At 67.6% G+C, this 16,048-nt stretch carries 13 protein-coding genes and 1 tRNA gene; 3 read left to right on the forward strand and 11 right to left on the reverse strand.

Going from position 1 to position 16,048, the window contains the following annotated elements; translation table 11 throughout:
- Nucleotides 1–2: 2 nt before the first annotated feature.
- The 10 genes from ACW7G3_RS03540 to ACW7G3_RS03585 form a co-directional block, all read right to left on the reverse strand.
- The gene (locus tag ACW7G3_RS03540; protein ID WP_456981079.1) at nucleotides 3–1,907 is read right to left on the reverse strand and encodes an HAL/PAL/TAL family ammonia-lyase; all 1,905 of its coding nucleotides are present in this window, start codon (nucleotides 1,905–1,907) and stop codon (nucleotides 3–5) included.
- Nucleotides 1,904–3,301 (reverse strand): histidine--tRNA ligase, encoded by a 1,398-nt coding sequence (gene hisS, locus ACW7G3_RS03545; RefSeq protein WP_456981081.1) that lies wholly within the window; start codon nucleotides 3,299–3,301, stop codon nucleotides 1,904–1,906. The genes ACW7G3_RS03540 and hisS overlap by 4 nt, the downstream gene beginning before the upstream one ends.
- A gap of 129 nt (nucleotides 3,302–3,430) precedes the next feature.
- Nucleotides 3,431–3,507, reverse strand: a tRNA-Pro gene (locus ACW7G3_RS03550).
- A 94-nt stretch (nucleotides 3,508–3,601) separates the two neighbouring features.
- A complete protein-coding gene (gene argH / locus ACW7G3_RS03555; protein WP_456981083.1) occupies nucleotides 3,602–4,900 on the reverse strand; it encodes an argininosuccinate lyase in 1,299 nt (432 codons plus the stop codon).
- Nucleotides 4,901–5,185: 285 nt separating this feature from the next.
- Entirely contained in the window at nucleotides 5,186–6,133 is a 948-nt protein-coding gene (gene argC / locus ACW7G3_RS03560; protein ID WP_456981085.1) for an N-acetyl-gamma-glutamyl-phosphate reductase, read from the reverse strand.
- Nucleotides 6,130–7,455 carry an acetylglutamate kinase gene (locus ACW7G3_RS03565; RefSeq protein WP_456981087.1) on the reverse strand — a complete coding sequence of 442 codons (1,326 nt, stop codon included), beginning with the start codon at nucleotides 7,453–7,455 and terminating at the stop codon, nucleotides 6,130–6,132. Before ACW7G3_RS03565 ends, argC begins: the two co-directional genes overlap by 4 nt.
- A gap of 15 nt (nucleotides 7,456–7,470) precedes the next feature.
- Complete coding sequence (locus tag ACW7G3_RS03570) at nucleotides 7,471–8,580, reverse strand: acetylornithine deacetylase (RefSeq protein WP_456981158.1); 1,110 nt, start codon at nucleotides 8,578–8,580, stop codon at nucleotides 7,471–7,473.
- The gene (locus ACW7G3_RS03575) at nucleotides 8,577–9,779 is read right to left on the reverse strand and encodes an argininosuccinate synthase (protein ID WP_456981089.1); all 1,203 of its coding nucleotides are present in this window, start codon (nucleotides 9,777–9,779) and stop codon (nucleotides 8,577–8,579) included. The genes ACW7G3_RS03570 and ACW7G3_RS03575 overlap by 4 nt, the downstream gene beginning before the upstream one ends.
- Nucleotides 9,780–9,836: 57 nt before the next feature.
- A complete protein-coding gene (locus tag ACW7G3_RS03580; protein WP_456981090.1) occupies nucleotides 9,837–10,856 on the reverse strand; it encodes an N-acetylornithine carbamoyltransferase in 1,020 nt (339 codons plus the stop codon).
- Nucleotides 10,857–11,126: 270 nt separating this feature from the next.
- Nucleotides 11,127–11,639, reverse strand: coding sequence for a hypothetical protein (locus tag ACW7G3_RS03585; protein ID WP_456981092.1), 513 nt, complete (start codon nucleotides 11,637–11,639; stop codon nucleotides 11,127–11,129).
- Between the two features lie 135 nt (nucleotides 11,640–11,774).
- Here ACW7G3_RS03585 and cysS point away from each other — a divergent pair, with 135 nt between their 5' ends.
- The 3 genes from cysS (at nucleotide 11,775) to ACW7G3_RS03600 (ending at nucleotide 14,947) form a co-directional block, all read left to right on the forward strand.
- Nucleotides 11,775–13,148 (forward strand): cysteine--tRNA ligase, encoded by a 1,374-nt coding sequence (cysS, locus tag ACW7G3_RS03590; protein ID WP_456981094.1) that lies wholly within the window; start codon nucleotides 11,775–11,777, stop codon nucleotides 13,146–13,148.
- A gap of 114 nt (nucleotides 13,149–13,262) precedes the next feature.
- Nucleotides 13,263–13,706, forward strand: a complete 444-nt coding sequence (locus ACW7G3_RS03595; RefSeq protein ID WP_456972519.1) for a SufE family protein — start codon at nucleotides 13,263–13,265, stop codon at nucleotides 13,704–13,706.
- A 65-nt stretch (nucleotides 13,707–13,771) separates the two neighbouring features.
- Nucleotides 13,772–14,947 carry an MFS transporter gene (locus ACW7G3_RS03600; protein ID WP_456981159.1) on the forward strand — a complete coding sequence of 392 codons (1,176 nt, stop codon included), beginning with the start codon at nucleotides 13,772–13,774 and terminating at the stop codon, nucleotides 14,945–14,947.
- An 89-nt stretch (nucleotides 14,948–15,036) separates the two neighbouring features.
- On the opposite strand, the gene dksA is transcribed toward ACW7G3_RS03600, so the two are convergent.
- Nucleotides 15,037–16,014 carry an RNA polymerase-binding protein DksA gene (gene dksA / locus ACW7G3_RS03605; RefSeq protein ID WP_456981160.1) on the reverse strand — a complete coding sequence of 326 codons (978 nt, stop codon included), beginning with the start codon at nucleotides 16,012–16,014 and terminating at the stop codon, nucleotides 15,037–15,039.
- Nucleotides 16,015–16,048 lie beyond the last annotated feature (34 nt).

A 16,048-nucleotide genomic window follows, 5' to 3' on the forward strand; every position in this document is an offset into this window, starting at 1 on the left:
TGTCAGCCCTCGCCGGCCTCGGCCCGGCGCGCGGCTTCCAGCAGGCTGCCACTGGCCACCAGCCGCACGGCCTCGGCCACTTCACCATCCATTGCACGGTCGCGCTCCAGGAAGGCAATACGTTCGCGCAGGGCGTCGTGGGCTGCAGAAACCGCAACGCCCGGATGATAGGGCTCGGAAGCGGCGAGCTCGACGCGCAGCGCGTCCACTTCTTCCAGGAACCGTTCGCCGTCCGGGTGATCCGGGGCCGGAGCGCCCTGCACCTTGGCAGCGAACCCGGCGGCGTCGGTGTTGCGCGCCAGTTCGCGTGCGGCGTTGATCATGTCCCGGCGCAGGTCGAGCGCCTGGGCGGCGGTGTAGAGCTCCAGCGCCAGCACCTTGCCCAGGTCATCGGCCATCGCCAGCACGTGGCGGGCCTCGTTGGCGCCCATGGACACGTGGTCTTCGGCATTGGCGCTGGTGGGTATGGAGTACACGCTGGCCGGATGGGCCCGGGTGGCCAGATCGTTGACGATCGCCGCCGCCGTGTACTGCACGATCATGTGCCCGGACTCGGTACCGTCCTCGTTGCCGATCAGGAAGGCCGGCAGGCCGTCGTTGGTGGCCGGGTCAACCAGCTTGTTGAGGCGGCGCTCGGAGATCGAGGCCAGCACCGGGATTGCCGCCTTCACGTAGCTGAGCGCCAGCGCCAGCGGCATGCCGTGGAAATGGCCGGCGGAGATGACCTGCTCTTCCACGTGCTCGGCCAGCTGGTCCGGGAACACCAGCGGATTGTCAGTGACCGCGTTGAGCTCCACATCCAGCACCCGGCACGCCTGCGCCAGCGCATCACGCACCGCACCGTGCACTTGTGGGATGCAGCGCAGCGAATAGCTGTCCTGCGGCTGGTGCTTCTTGCCGCCGCGGAAGGGCTTGAAGCGCTGGTAGAACTTTTCCCGTCCGTGGCGCTGGCTGGCCGGCACCCAGTCCCAGCCGATGTCAAAGCTCAGGGCCTGGGCCTGCCCGCCTTCCCAGCTGTCGGGGAGCCACTGCCGGAATCGGGGCACCAGGTGATAGGAAATGTCCGCCAGTGTGGAGCCCTGCAGCAGCGCCCGCAGGCGCGCTGCCACTTCCACCTGCCCCGGATGCGGGCGCAGCGCGTGCACCTGTTCGGCAAAGGCACCCAGGCGCCCGGCGAAGGCGTCCAGGGTCATGGCTGCGGCCAGGTCGGCGGTATCGGCCAGCCGTTCCAGCCGGTCCAGGGCCAGTACGCCCATGGCCAGCATCTGCGCGGTGCCGTTGTTCAGCGCCAGGCCTTCCTTGTAGGACAAGGTGACCGGTTCCAGCCCCGCACGGCGCAGGGCCTCGGACCCCACCATGCGCTCGCCCTGGTAGAAGGCTTCGCCGCCGCCCAGCAGCACGATCGCCAGGTGCGAGAGCGGCGCCAGATCGCCCGACGCGCCGACCGAACCCAGTTCCGGCACCACCGGCACAATACCGGCGTTGAGCATTGCGGTCAGCGCCTGCAGCGTTTGCACGCGGATGCCGGAATGCCCCTTGAGCAGGGTGTTGATGCGGATGCAAAGCATCGCCCGCACCACTTCCGGCGACATCGGCTCGCCGATGCACACCGCGTGGGTGAGGATCAGGTTCTGCTGCAGCTCCGCGTGCAGCGAGCGCCCGGACGGCTTCGCACCGGGCAGCTTGTCGCGCAGTGGGTGCGCGCCGAGCAGCTTGTCGGCATTGCTGCCGAACCCGGTGGAAACGCCATAGATGGGTTCCTCACGGCGCACCTGCTCGGCGAGGAAGTCGGCGGCGCGGGCAACCTTCTCCAGCGCGCCGGGATCAAGCTCGACCGACGCACCGTTGGCGATCATCACCAGCTGGCCGCGGGTCAGCGAAGCGCCATCCAGACAGATATGTTTCATGCACCTTCCCCGTTGCTACCCAGTGCGCCCGGGATGCGCAGCTGTTCGCGCTCCACCCGCAGCGCGCTGGCCACTTCGTCTTCCGCCACTTCGAACTGTTCGCCGCGGCGCAGGTCTTTCACCGCCACCACGCCGCGGACAGCCTCGTCCTCGCCGCGGACCACCACGAAGCGGATGCCGGCCCGGTCCGCATACTGGAACTGGCGGCCCAGTTTGCGCGGCTCCATCTGGGTTTCCACGTTCAACCCGGCGGCGCGCAGGCGCTGGGAGAGGGCCAGCGCGTGATCCAGGCCCGCGTCGTCCATCAGGGTGACCAGCACATCCACGGTGCTGTCGGCCATGTCGACCAGGCCGGCATCGCGCAGCTGCCAGAACAGGCGGGTCAGCCCGATCGAGATGCCAACGCCGGGCAGCTTCGATTTCGTGTAGTGGCTGGCCAGGTCGTCGTAGCGCCCGCCGGAGCAGATCGAGCCGATCTGCGGGTAATCATCCAACGTCGTCTCGTAGACCATGCCGGTGTAGTAATCCAGGCCACGCGCGATCGACAGGTTGATCGCGTAGTCGGACTCCGGCACGCCCATCGAACGCAGGCGCTCCAGCGCATCACGCAGCTCCGCCCTGCCCTCTTCGAACAGCGGCGTACCGGGGCCCAGCGCATCCAGCCTGGCCAGCGCGTCATCGTGGCCGCTGGAGCGGACCTGCGAGAACGACATCAGCTTGGCGACCGCATCGGCACCCAGGTTGAAGCCTTCGCCCAGCAGGGTGTCGCGCACGGCATCGGCGCCGCGCTTGTCGAGCTTGTCCAGCTCGCGCAGCACCGCCAGCTGCTGGTCACCCTCGATGTCCAGGCCCTCGAACCAGCCGCGCAGCAGCTTGCGATGGTTCATCCGGATGGTGAACCCGCCCAGCCCCAGCGCCTTGAACACGGAGTGGATCACCGCCGGAATCTCGGCGTCATAGCGCGGCGACAGCGCGTCCTTGCCGATCACGTCGATATCGCACTGGTAGAACTCGCGGAAGCGCCCGCGCTGGGCGCGTTCGCCACGGTACACGCGCTGCATCTGGTAGCGGCGGAAGGGGAATGCCAAGTCGTGCTCGTGTTCGGCCACGTAGCGGGCCAGCGGCACGGTGAGGTCGAAGCGCATCGCCATGTCCGGCCGCCCTTCGTCACCCTTCTCCAGCGCGCCGGTGGACTGGACGAAATACACCTGGCGCTCGGTCTCGCCGCCGGACTTGGTCAGCAGCACGTCGGACAGTTCGAATACCGGGGTCTCGATCGGCAGGAAGCCGAAACCCTCGAAACTGCGGCGGATGGTGTCGAGCATGCGCTGGAACGCGATCTGCTCGCGCGGCAGCAGCTCCATGACCCCGGGCGGGGTACGCGGCTTGATCAATTCGGTCTCCGGATGGTGCGGCGGAAAAGAGACACAGTTTAGCCGTTTGGGCCGTTGGCCCGGTCCTTCCGCCGATATGCAGACAACAAAAAACCGGCGCTGGGCCGGTTTCTTGATTCGCCAATATTTTGGTCGGGGAGACAGGATTCGAACCTGCGACCTCTACGTCCCGAACGTAGCGCTCTACCAGGCTGAGCTACACCCCGACGGCGAGCCGGTAATTATAGGTAGCAATTGCCGGGCAGGCAAGAGGTGAATCCACCGTGGCAGGAACTCCTGCTGCCAACCCCCGGCACCGGACTATTTTTCCAGGGCCTGCAGGCGACCACGAAGCTCATCAAGCCGCAGCGCTGCGGCGGCCCCAGGCGATACGCGGGCCTGCAGGCTGGACTCCGGGCTGCGTCCGTCACCTGCACTGTCCACCGATTCGGCCGCCGCCCGGTAGGCATCACGGAACGGCACGCCTGCAGCCGCCTGCTCCACGGCCACGTCGGTCGCGTACATCCCGGCATCGATGGCCGCTCGCATCCTTTCCGGCTGCCAATCCAGGTTCTCCAGCAGCGCGGGCAGTAGCTCCAGCCCGGCCAGTCCGCGGCCGAAGCCGTGGAAGATCGCGCCCTTGCTGGCCTGCAGATCGCGGTGGTAGCCCGAAGGCAGCGACAGCAGCTGCTCGATCTCGGTGCGCGCCGCTGCCACGCTGGCGTGCACGGCGCGCATCAGCTCGATCACGTCAGGATTGCGCTTGTTGGGCATGATCGAGCTGCCGGTGGTGTACTGCGCCGGCAGGCTGACAAAGCCGAACTCGGCGCTGGTGAACAGCGACAGGTCCCAGGCCAGGCGGCGCAGGTCCAGCGTGGCCGAGCCCAGCGCTTCCAGCGCGGCCAGCTCGAACTTGCCACGCGACAGCTGAGCGTAGAGGGGGCTGACCTGCATGCGGGAAAAGCCCAGCGCGGCCGTGGTGTGGTCGCGGTCCAGCGGCAGGTTCACGCCGTAGCCAGCGGCGGTGCCCAGCGGGTTGCAGTCCACCAGCGACAAGGTGTCGGCGGCGCGACGGGCGTTGTCGATGAAGGCTTCCGCCCAGCCGGCCCACCACATGCCGGCCGAAGACACCACGGCGCGCTGCAGGTGGGTATAGCCCGGCAGCGGCAGCGCGGCCTCCGCTTCAGCGCGCTCAAGCGCAATGCGGGCAACGTCGCGGCACAGTTCCGCCGTGCGGGCCAGCTTTTCCTTCAGCCACAGGCGCGTGGCCACCAGCACCTGGTCGTTGCGGCTGCGGCCGGTGTGGATCTTCTTGCCGGTGTCACCCAGCCGCTCCACCAGCCGCGCCTCGATCGCCGAGTGTCCATCTTCGTAGCGTTCGTCGAGCACGAAGTCGCCGCTGGAAAAGTCCTCCGCCAGCGCCTCCAGTTCCCGCTCAAGATTGGCCAGCTCGTCGGCCGACAGGATTCCGATCCGCTCCAGCCCCTGCGCGTGGGCACGGCTGGCGCGGATGTCATGGAGGAAGAACTCGCGGTCCAGCAGCACGTCATCGCCGGCCAGGAAGGCCTGGATCCGTGCATCGACGGTGACACCGGGCTTTTGCCACAGCAGGTCGGACATCTGATTCTCCTGTCATTGATCTTTTTTTTTGTAGGAGCGCGCCAAGCGCGCGAAGCCGCGTGAATCCTCTCCCCGAACACCGCGAACGCAAGGGTCCGGTGGGCCCCTCCCGGTCAGGACTGTCGGCGCCATGGACGGCGCCGGCAAGCGTACATGGACGTATTCACAGCGGGTCCTGACCGGGAGGGGGCCGCCGGACCGCTGGCGGGGCTTCAGGACACGACACTGTAGACGACCAATAAAGCCACACCGTAATTCACGCGGCTTCGCGCGCTTGGCGCGCTCCTACAGGGGGATGCTTTTGAATTCTTCGAAGCCGAGGGCGAGATTGAGGTTCTGCATGGCCTGGGTGGCGGCGCCCTTGAGCAGGTTGTCGAGCGTGGCCACCACCACCACCCGGCGCCCGCCCGGCGCCACGGTAAAGCCGCCGATCTGCACGCCGTGGCGGCCGGCGATGCGGCTGACCCAGGGGGCATCTTCCAGCACTTCGATCAGGGGCTCGTTGGCGTAGCGGCGGCGATAGGTGCGCTCCACGGCCTCTGCCTCCCACGGCTCGCCCAGCCACAGGTTCACGGTCATGGTGATGCCGCGAAAATGCGGCGCTACGTGCGGCATGAACTCCACTGGCACGCCAAGATGCGCCGTGACCTCGCGCTCATGGATGTGATTGGCCAGCGCGTAAGGCATCAGGTTGTCGCGCAGCAGCTCGGGATTGTTGCGATCCGATGGCGTGGTGCCGGCACCGGAATAGCCCGACACGCCGAAGCACTGCGGCGGTCCCGCCAACTGGTCCAGCAGCGGCGCGATCGCCAGCTGCATCGCCGTGGCATAGCAACCGGGATTGGCGATGCGGCGGGCGCCGCGGAGCCTGTCGCGGCCCAGTTCCGGCAGGCCGTAGGCCCAAGAAGGGTCGAATCGATGGTCGGCTGACAGGTCAACGATCAGGCTGTCCGGCGAGCCCGCTTCGATCGCTTCGACAAACGGCGCGCCCTTGTCGTTGGGCAGCGCCAGCACCAGAGCGTCGACGCCCTCGCCCGCCGCCGCCTCAGGCGACCAGTTCCCGTAGCGAAGCTCGCCCTGGTACCCCGGCACATGGTCGGCCACCGGCTGCCCGTCCAGCTCGCGCGAAGACACGAACGCCAGTTCCAGCGACGGATGCGCCGCCACCAGCCGGATCAGCTCCGCGCCGGTATGCCCGCGCGCGCCGATGATGCCGATGCTCTTCCTGCTCATGTCTTTGCCTCCATCAGGGTCGCCGGCCGCTGCATGCTGTGCTTTACGCACGCGCGGATCACGTCGAAATCATCCAGCCCGTACCAGAAGGTCCGCCACGGCTGATGGCGGATGCAGCCATCGGATTCAGCGTGATAGAACTGGTTGACGCCGTTACCCAGGCGCGAACGCCAGAACAGCTGCGGCGTCTGTTCGCGCATCACCTGCCATACCGCCCGTCCCAGGCCTTCGCCCTGGGCTTCATCCAGCACTGCGAACTTGTCCAGGTACGGTACGCCGTCGACGTCCGTCAGGATGACCGCGGTGCGGTAGTTCTCGCTCACGTAGGCGCGCAACAGGGGGGTGTTTTCAAAGTAGTCCGGCACCAGCTCACGGCCGAAACTGGATTCGATCAGGTCGCGCAGCCGCGGCAGGTCCAATTCATCCCAGCTGCCCGCCTGCAGTACCCGCTCGCCGCGCCGCACCAGGGTGCCGGAGCCGCGGTGGGTGAACAGTTCGCGGGCCAGTTCGGCCGGCCGGGTGATGGAGACCGATGACGACAGCGGCAGCCCATCCAGCAGGTCCTTGATCTGCTGCAACTTCAGCCGCATGCCGCCGTTGATCCACTCCTGTGCCATCAGGTGCTCGTACTCGGTGGACAGGTTGATCGAGTCGATCACCTTGCCGGCCTCATCAAGCAGCCCGCCGGTGCCGGTGAGGAAGATGATCTTGTACGGGCGCAGCACCCGCACCAGCTCGTTGGCCGATACGTCGGCATTGACGTTGAGGATCTGCCCAGTGGAAGTTTCACCCAGGCTGGCGATAACCGGAATGGAACCGGCCCGCAGGCTGGCCTCGATCGGCGCCAGGTTGACCTGCCTCACCTCGCCCACAAGGCCGAGGCGCTCACGGTCCAGGTAGTCGGCTTCCAGCACGCCGCCGGTGATCGATGTCGCCCGCGCGCCTGCCTGCTGCAGGGCTTCCACCAGGCTCAGGTTGGAGGCCTGGAACACCTGGCGCACGATCGCCAGCGCCTCCGGCGTGGTGACCCGCAATCCGTCCACGGTCTGCTTTTCGATGCCTGCCGCGGACAGCTCGGCATCCAGCTGCGGGCCGGCGCCGTGGATCACGATCGGGGTCAGGCCTACCTGCTGCAGGAAGGTCAGCGAGGAGGTCAGTGCTTCCAGATCGTCGCGAAGCACCGCGCCACCCACCTTCACCACGGCGAAGCGCTTGGCATCCAGCTGCGAAAAGCGCTTCAGGTACTGGTCGATCTCGCGCGCGCTGGCCATGGAGGACAGCAGGCGGATGATGGTCTGGCGGGTCTGGAGATGAGGCTGCATGGCGTGCACGGTCGGTCAGGCGGAACGGCCTTGGCCGTTGAGGATGTCGGTGATGGTGGTGGCGTAGGTCTCCAGCTGGTCCAGCGCCACCCATTCGTCGGCGGTGTGGGCCTGGGCGATGTCACCAGGGCCAAACACCAGCGCGGTCATGCCAGCGTGGGAGAACAGCGAGGCTTCGGTCCAGAAATCCACCGCGTTGCCGATTGGCAGGCCCAGCGCATCGGCCAGATCGCGCGCCTGCAGCCTGTGCTCCTCGGCCTCGGCGATGCCGCCGGCCGGCAGCGGCGGGCCGCGGAAGGTTTCCTCGTAGTGCTCCAGCTCACCGGCGCCGGCAAAGCCGCGGAATCCATCGTGCAGGCCATCGATATCGTGCGACGGCAGCGGCCGGAAGCCGAAGCGCAACTCGGCCTGCGGCGCGATCACGTTGGCCTTGATCCCGCCCTCGACCCGGCCGATGTTGAAGCGCAGCCCGGTCAGGCCACCAAAGCGCTGGTGCGCCTGGCCGGCGGCGAAGTCCAGCGCCCGGGTGCCCCAGCGCATGGCCCGGTGCAGGGCGCTGGCGTCCAGCGCAGCGGCGCCGGAGGCATGCCCGGCCTCGCCACGAAAGCGGGCCAGCACCGAGGAGATACCGCGATGGGCCAGCACCGCCTCGCAGTTGGTCGGCTCGGCCACCACCACTTCATCAAACGGCAGCCCGCGGGCGAGGAACGCCGGAATGCAGCGCGCATCGTTGGCCTCCTCGTCGCTGGAAAACAGGAACGCCGCTTCGCCATCGCTCTGACCTGCCGCGGCGATCAACCCGGCTGCGGCGCCCTTGATGTCGCAGGCGCCGAGGCCAATCGCCCTGCCCTGTTCCACCCGCAGGGTGAGCGGGTCGGCGCTCCAGTGCGGCGAGTCCGGCACCGTGTCCAGGTGCACGTTGAACAGCCGCTTCGGCTGCCCGCGCACGGCCAGCAGCGACACCGCGCCGGCGCCATGGTCGGTCACCTCGATGCGAAAGTCCGGCAGCTGCGCGCGGATGTAATCGAAGATGCCGCCGGTATCGATCGCCCGCGGCGGATTGCGGGTATCAAACGACACCAGCGCCTCCAGGTGCGCCAGCGTGCTGTCGAGCAGGCCGCTCACCGGTTCACCCTGGCCCACAGCGTGCTGCTCATGCCGAACAGCTTGATGAAGCCCTCGGCCTCCTCCACGCCCCAATCGGCCGACTGCGCGTAGGTGGCGCCGGCGGCGATCAGCAGGTTCGGCGAGCGTACCGCCACCGCGTCCACGCGGCCGCCGGTGGTCTGCAGCACCACTTCTCCATCGACCTTCTCCTGCGAGGAAGCCAGGAAGGCTTCCAGGTCGGTCTTCAGCGGATCATGGAAGAAGCCCTCGTACACCAGCTCCACCCACTTGCGCGCCACATCCGGCTTGAAGCGGTTCTGCTGCTTGCTCAGCACCGCCTCTTCAAGCGCCCGGTGGGCAGTGAGCAGGGCCACCAGGCCCGGCGCTTCGTACACGATCCGGCCCTTCAGCCCGATCACCGTGTCACCGGTGTACATGCCGCGGCCCACGCCGTAGGAGGCGAACAGCCGATTCAGGCCGGCGAGGATCTCCTCGCCCGGCAGGCGCTTGCCGTCCAGCGCCACCGCCTCGCCGCCTTCGAACTCGACCAGTACGGTCAGCGGCTCCTCCGGCCACGCGCTGCGCGGCGCGCACCAGCCGCGCGCGCCCTTGCCCGGCACGTCCCATTCGTCGATCTCCCCGCCGGACATCGTCACGCCCAGCAGGTTCTCGTTGATGGTGTAGGCCCTCTGCTTGGCCTGCACGCCGAAGCCGCGCTCGGCCAGGTAGGCCTGTTCGTAGGCGCGGGTCTGGGTGTGTTCCTTCTGGATCTCGCGGATCGGCGCCACGATGCGCCAGTCACCCTGCGCCATGACCGCCAGGTCGAAGCGCACCTGGTCGTTGCCCATGCCGGTGCAGCCGTGGGCGATCACGTTGGTACCCAGCTCCTTCGCCCGGGCCAGGGCCGCGTCCACGATCAGGTAGCGGTCCGAGACCAGCAGCGGGTACTGGCCCTGGTAGCCCTCGCCCGCCCACACGAACGGCTTGACGAAATCGCTCCAGATCGCCGGCCCATCATCCACGGTCAGGTGCGAGGCCACGCCCAGCTCCGCGGCGCGCTCCTCGATGGCCTTGCGCTCGGCGGCGTCCACCCCGCCGGTGTCGGCGAACACGGTGTGCACGGTCCAACCCTGCTCCTGCAGGTAGGGCACGCAGAAGCTCGTGTCCAGGCCACCGGAAAAGGCGAGGACGATGTCTTTGGATTCGGAAGCGGTCATGTCGTTGTTCTCATGCGCGGCGTGGGGCCGCCAGTGGGGGTTCGGGAACCGGGGGTGTCAGGTGCGTCCGCGCATCAGCTCGGCCATGATCGCCTTCTGCACGTGCAGGCGGTTTTCGGCCTCGTTGATGGCGATGCAGGCGGGCGAATCCATCACCGCGTCGGTGGCCTTCACGTTGCGACGCAGCGGCAGGCAGTGGCTGAAGACGGCATTGTCGGTTAGCGCCATCTTGGCTTCGTCCACGATGAAGTGCTTGAAGCGGTCGCGGATCGGCTGTTCCGGCGCCCAATCGCCGAAGTACGGCAGCGCGCCCCAGCTCTTGGCATACACCACGTCGGCGCCCGCATAGGCGGCCTCGATGTCGTGGCTGACGGCGAGCGAGCCGCCGCTTTCCGCCACGTTGGCCTCCGCCCAGCCCATGTAGCGCTCATCCAGCACGTATTCGGGCGTCGGGCACAGCAGGGTCACGTCCATGCCCATGCGGGTGGCGATGGTCAGGGCCGAGTTGGCCACGGCGGTATTGAGCGGCTTGGGGTGGTAGGTCCAGGTCAGCACGTACTTCCTGCCGCGCAGGTCCGTGGTGCCGAAGTGCTCCTGCAGCGCCAGCGCGTGGGCCAGTTCCTGGCAGGGGTGGGTGATGGTTTCCATGTTGATCACCGGCACCGGCGAGTAGCGGGCAAACGCCTTGAGCACCTTGTCCTGCCGGTCTTCGCTCCAGTCGACGAACTTGGGGAACGCGCGCACCCCGATCATGTCCACGTAGCGACCCAGCACCTGCGCCACCTCGGCGATGTGCTCCTCGCTGTCGCCGTCCATCACCGTGCCCAGGTCGAACTCGATCGGCCACGCGTCCTTGCCCGGCTGCAGCACGATCGCGTGTCCGCCCAGCTGGAACGCGCCCAGCTCGAAGCTGGTGCGGGTGCGCATGGACGGGTTGAAGAACACCAGCGCGATCGAGCGCCCCTTCAGGGCATCTCCCATGCGCTCACGCTTGAAGCGGGCGGCATCGGCCAGCAGCGCATCCAGGTCGGGACGCGACCAGTCCTGGGTATTGAGGAAATGGCGGGAAACGGTCATGGCGCGATAAACCCCTGGAAGCTTTGGAACGGACAAGGAAAACAGCAGGCCTGAAAGCAGAAAACCCGGCGCCGGGGCCGGGTTTTCGCGTGAAACTCAAAGTAAAACGGGTACCGGCTACCCAGCGCGTTGGCAAGGCTCCGGTCGGCGCGCACGCGAGGTCATGCCAGCCGCCATGCGGGCGGAGGTCAGGATCAGGGCGTCGGCACGGAAATTCATCATCGGGGCGCATCGTCGCATGCGGCGGGGGCCGCGGCAAGCTGTTCCAGGCTATTCGCCGCTCACCACCGGGGTGACCGATACCCGCACCCGGACCCGGTTGCCGGGGTCGTAAGGCATGCGTGAGCGGTACTTCACGCCGCGGTGCACGTAATCAACGTCAAAACCGATCGGCCGCCGGAATTCGCGTTCCACCGGCACCATGCGGCACTCCCCGCCCGCCGAGGCGTCCACTTCCTCCACCTTGTCGTCGGAGGACAGCACATCGCGCACTGCGCCCACCACCCGCTGCAGGCCACGACGCTCGCCATCCTCGGCCACCGGGCTGGCAGCCTCGCAGCGCTCCACCATGCTGGTGGCGCGCAGGATCTGGTGGACGGGCTCGGCAGCCAGGACCCGGGCGAACTCGATCCGCACGTTCTCCTGCGCGCCCGGCACGGGAGGCGCCGGCAACCCGGCCATCCCCTGGTCCGCCTGCTGCCCCCGCTCCTGCGCCACCACGGCGGGTGCCACGCTCAACGCGGCACAGAGGAGGATCGGCAGGGTCGGGAAAGATCGGAGCATCGGACCTTTGCGGGGATTGAGGGCAAGCTTGCCCAAGGAGAAGTTTAGGCGCTGCGCGCGTTCACCTCCTGAACCGGCGCTGTCGTGAACCTGCCCCGCCCGATAGAATCCGGTCTCCCTGACCGTACTGAACAGATGACCCTGCGCCTTTACAACAGCCTGACCCGCCGCATCGAGCCTTTCCAGCCGCTCGATCCCGCCTGCCCGACCATGTACGTGTGCGGCCCCACCGTGTACGACTACGTGCACATCGGCAACGCCCGTGGACCGGTGGTGTTCGGCGTGCTGGCCGCCCTGCTGCGCCGCCGCTACGGCGCGCTGCGCTACGCCCGCAACATCACCGACGTGGACGACAAGATCAACGCCGCCGCCAGCCAGGCAGGCGTGCCGATCTCCGACATCACCGATCGTTTCGCCGCCGCCTACCGCGAAGACATGGCCGCGCTTGGCGTGGCGCCGCCCGATATCGAACCGGAAGCCACCGCCCACATCGGCGAGATCATCGCCATGATCCAGCGCCTGATCGAAGCCGGACACGCCTACGCCGCCGAGGGCCACGTGCTGTTTGCGGTGGACAGCTACCCGGACTACGGCAAGCTCTCGCGCCGGGATACCGAGCAGATGCTGGCCGGTGCCCGGGTGGACGTGGCGCCGTACAAGCGCAGCCCCGGCGACTTCGTGCTGTGGAAGCCTTCCACCGCCGACCTGCCCGGCTGGGATTCACCATGGAGCCTTGGTCGTCCGGGCTGGCATATCGAGTGCTCGGCCATGGCTGCCGCGCATTTGGGCGAAACCATCGACATCCATGCCGGCGGCGTCGATCTGCAGTTCCCGCATCACGAGAACGAAATCGCCCAGAGCGAGTGCGCCCACGGCGGCCGCACCTTTGCCCGCTTCTGGCTGCACAACGGCATGCTCAACCTGTCCGGCGCCAAGATGTCCAAATCCGTCGGCAATATCGCCAAGGTGCGCGACCTGCTGGCCGAGCACCCGCCCGAGGCGCTGCGCTACGCGCTGCTTTCGGCCCACTACCGGCAGCCGCTGGATTGGTCCGACGGGCTGGTGGAACAGTCCCTGCGTACGCTGGATCGGCTTTACGCCACTTTGCGCGACCTGGCCGACGTGTCGGCGGAGCCCGCCATTCCGGAATCGATTGAAGCCGCGCTCAGCGAAGACCTGAACACCCCGCAGGCACTGGCCGAGCTGGCCCGCCTGGCCGGCGAAGCACGCAAGGCCGGCGATGACGAGGCCCGCGCCACGGCCAAGGCGCGCCTGCTCGGCGCCGGCCTGGCCCTGGGGCTGCTGCAGCAGGATCCGCAGGTCTGGTTTGCCCGCGGCGCGGCGGCCGATGACGACGCCCGCATCCAGACCCTGGTGGACGAGCGCACCGCGGCCAAGGACAGCCGCGACTTCGCCCGCGCCGATGCCATCCGCGACCAGCTCGCCGGCGAAGGCATCGTGCTTGAAGACACACCCCAGGGCGTGCGCTGGGTGCGCAAGCGCGCCTGAGCCGCGGCCTGGGCGGCTTGGATCGTCCTGGCCGGCCCCCGTAGGGGATGATGAGCCGGTTTCTGCGACAATAGCGGGCTGATCCGAACCGCGGCCATCCGGCCGCCTGCTGCTGTGTCCAACACCCCTTTTCCGCTCGAACCCACCCCCGGTGCCGCCCAGGCCGCGATCCGTGACGAATTCGCCTTCTTCGGCGACTGGTCAGAACGCTACCAGTACCTGATCGACCTGGGTCGCAAACTGCCGCCCTTCCCCGAAGAATGGAAGACAGATGAGCACCGCCTGCACGGCTGCCAGTCGATGGTGTGGATCGTGCCCTCCGGCGACGCCACCCGCCTTGATTTCGCCGCTGTCAGCGATTCGGCCATCGTCTCCGGCCTGATCTACCTGGCCCTGCGGGTCTATTCCGGCCGCAGCGCCGCCGAGATCATTGCCACCGGGCCGGATTACATCGGCGACATCGGCCTGGCCAAGCACCTGTCTCCCACCCGCAACAACGGGTTGGCCGCGCTGCTGGCATATATCCGCGAACAGGCCGAGCGCGCCTCTACAGGGTGAACGCGGCCGCCGCCACCGCCGCCACGCCAACTCCGCCACTGCGAAATCCCAACTTCCGGGCCCTGATGGGCTATCGGATCTGCACCATCCTGTCCTATCAGATGGTCGCGGTCACGGTGGGTTGGCACGTGTACGAGCTGACCCGCAATCCGTGGATGCTGGGCCTGATCGGATTGGCCGAGGTGCTGCCTTATTTCTGCGTGGCGCCGTTTGCCGGCTATCTGGTCGACCACCTGCCCCGGCGCAGGCTGGGCATGGTGGCCTGCGCCGGCCTGGCGGTCACCCCGCTGCTGCTGGTGGCGATCACCCTGGGCTGGTTCGGCCAGGGCGTGTGGAAGATCTACGCGGCGGTGATCCTGACCGGCGCGGTGCGCTCCTTTCTTGGTCCGGTCTACAACGCACTGTTTGCGCGGGTACTGGTGCGCGAGCAGTTCGTCCGCGGCGCCAGCCTGGGCAGCATCGTGTTCCAGTCCGCCCTGGTGGTGGGGCCGGCGCTGGGCGGCGTGCTGGTGGGCTGGGCCGGCATGGGGGTCGCCTACGGACTCGCCGCCGGTTTCGCCGCCGCGGCGATCCTGGCCTTGGCGCGGATGGAAGTGACCGAGCCCGCACCACAGCTGCAGCGCGGGCCGGTGTTTGCCAGCATCGCCGATGGCGCCCGGTTTGTGTTCGGGCACCAGATCCTGCTGGCGGCCCTGGCGCTGGACATGTTCGCGGTGCTGTTTGGCGGAGCGATTTCCCTGGCCCCGGCCTTCATCCGCGAGATCCTGCACTACGGGCCGGAAGGCCTGGGGATCCTGCGCGCGTCTCCGGCGCTGGGCGCGGTGGCGGTCGGCATCTGGCTGGCGCGACGCCCGATCCAGCGCAACGCCGGACGGATACTGCTGATCGCCGTGGCCTGCTTCGGCCTGTGCATCATCGGCTTCGGCCTGTCCAGGCTGTTCTGGCTGTCGGCCTTCTTCCTGCTGCTGTCCGGCATGTGTGACGGGGTCTCGGTGGTGCTGCGCTCGACCATCATGCAGCTGGCCACGCCGGACGAGATGCGCGGCCGGGTCTCTTCCATCAACGGGCTGTTCGTGGGCTCTTCCAACGAGCTGGGCGCCTTCTACGCCGGCTCGATGGGCCGCCTGCTGGGGCTGGTGCCGGCCGTGGTCCTGGGAGGCTGCGTGACCATGGGCGTGGTCGTGACCACCGCACTGAAAGCGCCGAAGCTGCGCCGGCTGGACCTTCGCGACCTGCGCTAGGGCGGCGCTGAAAGACCAGGGGCCCGCTCGGCCCATGAAAAAACCCCGCCGGAGCGGGGTTTTCTGTTCAGCCGTGCTGGAACCCGGGCTCAGTCGCCCATCTGCTTGCGCAGGTGTTCCCAGCGTTCCTGCGCGTCGATCGTGCGCTCGGCTTCGGGGCGGGCTTCAAGCCGCTCCAGGCCGATCTCTTCGCCCGTCTCCACGCAGTAGCCGTAATCACCCTCGTCGACCCGGCGGATGATGCTCTCGATCTTGCTGATCAGCTTGCGGTAGCGGTCGCGGGTGCGAAGCTCCAGCGCGTTCTCGGTTTCCCGGCTCGCGCGCTCGGCCTCATCGCCCACGTCGCGCACTTCACCGCGCAGGTTCTGGATGGTCTGCCTGGACTCATCCACCAGCTCTTCCCGGCGGGAAAGCAGCTTGTAGCGGAAATACTCGAGCTGCAGAGGACTCATGTACTCCTCGTCCACGCCCGGCTTGTAGCCCTTGGGGATGATCGGGCGGCCGGTGGCCTTGTCCACGGAGTGTTCCACCACCTTGTACTTGGTCTTGACCGCGGGAGCCGACTGGCGCGCGGTCACTGCGACGGCCACCTTGCCGCGCGAACGGACGGGAGTCGGCCGGGTGGCCTTCTTGGCCGCCGCCTTCTTCACGACTGCCTTTTTTGCGACTGCCTTTTTTGCGACAGCCTTCTTTGCAGCCGCCTTCTTGACGGCCGCCTTCTTCGCTGGGGCCTGCTTTGCAGGAGCCTTGGTCGCGGCGGCTTTCTTCGCCGCGGTCTTCACTGGAGCTTTCTTCACTGCCACCTTCTTTGTTGCCGACTTCTTCACTGCGGCTTTCTTGACCGCGGCCTTCTTGGCCGCCGCCTTCTTGACTGGAGTCTTTACAGCCACCTTGCTGGTGGCCGCGGTCTTCTTCGCAGCGGCCTTTTTCGCCACCGTCGAGGCCGCCTTCTTCACAGGCGCCTTGGCGGCAGATCCCTTGCTGACGGACTTCTTGACGGTTTTCTTGGTAGCCACTGCGATATCCCCGACTGCGGATTCCCTTGGTGTGGGAAGGCGCGCTGTTATACCCTGCCACGGCCCCAGCGGCAAGTTCAGCCGC

Source organism: Luteimonas sp. A478 (genome assembly GCF_054052025.1).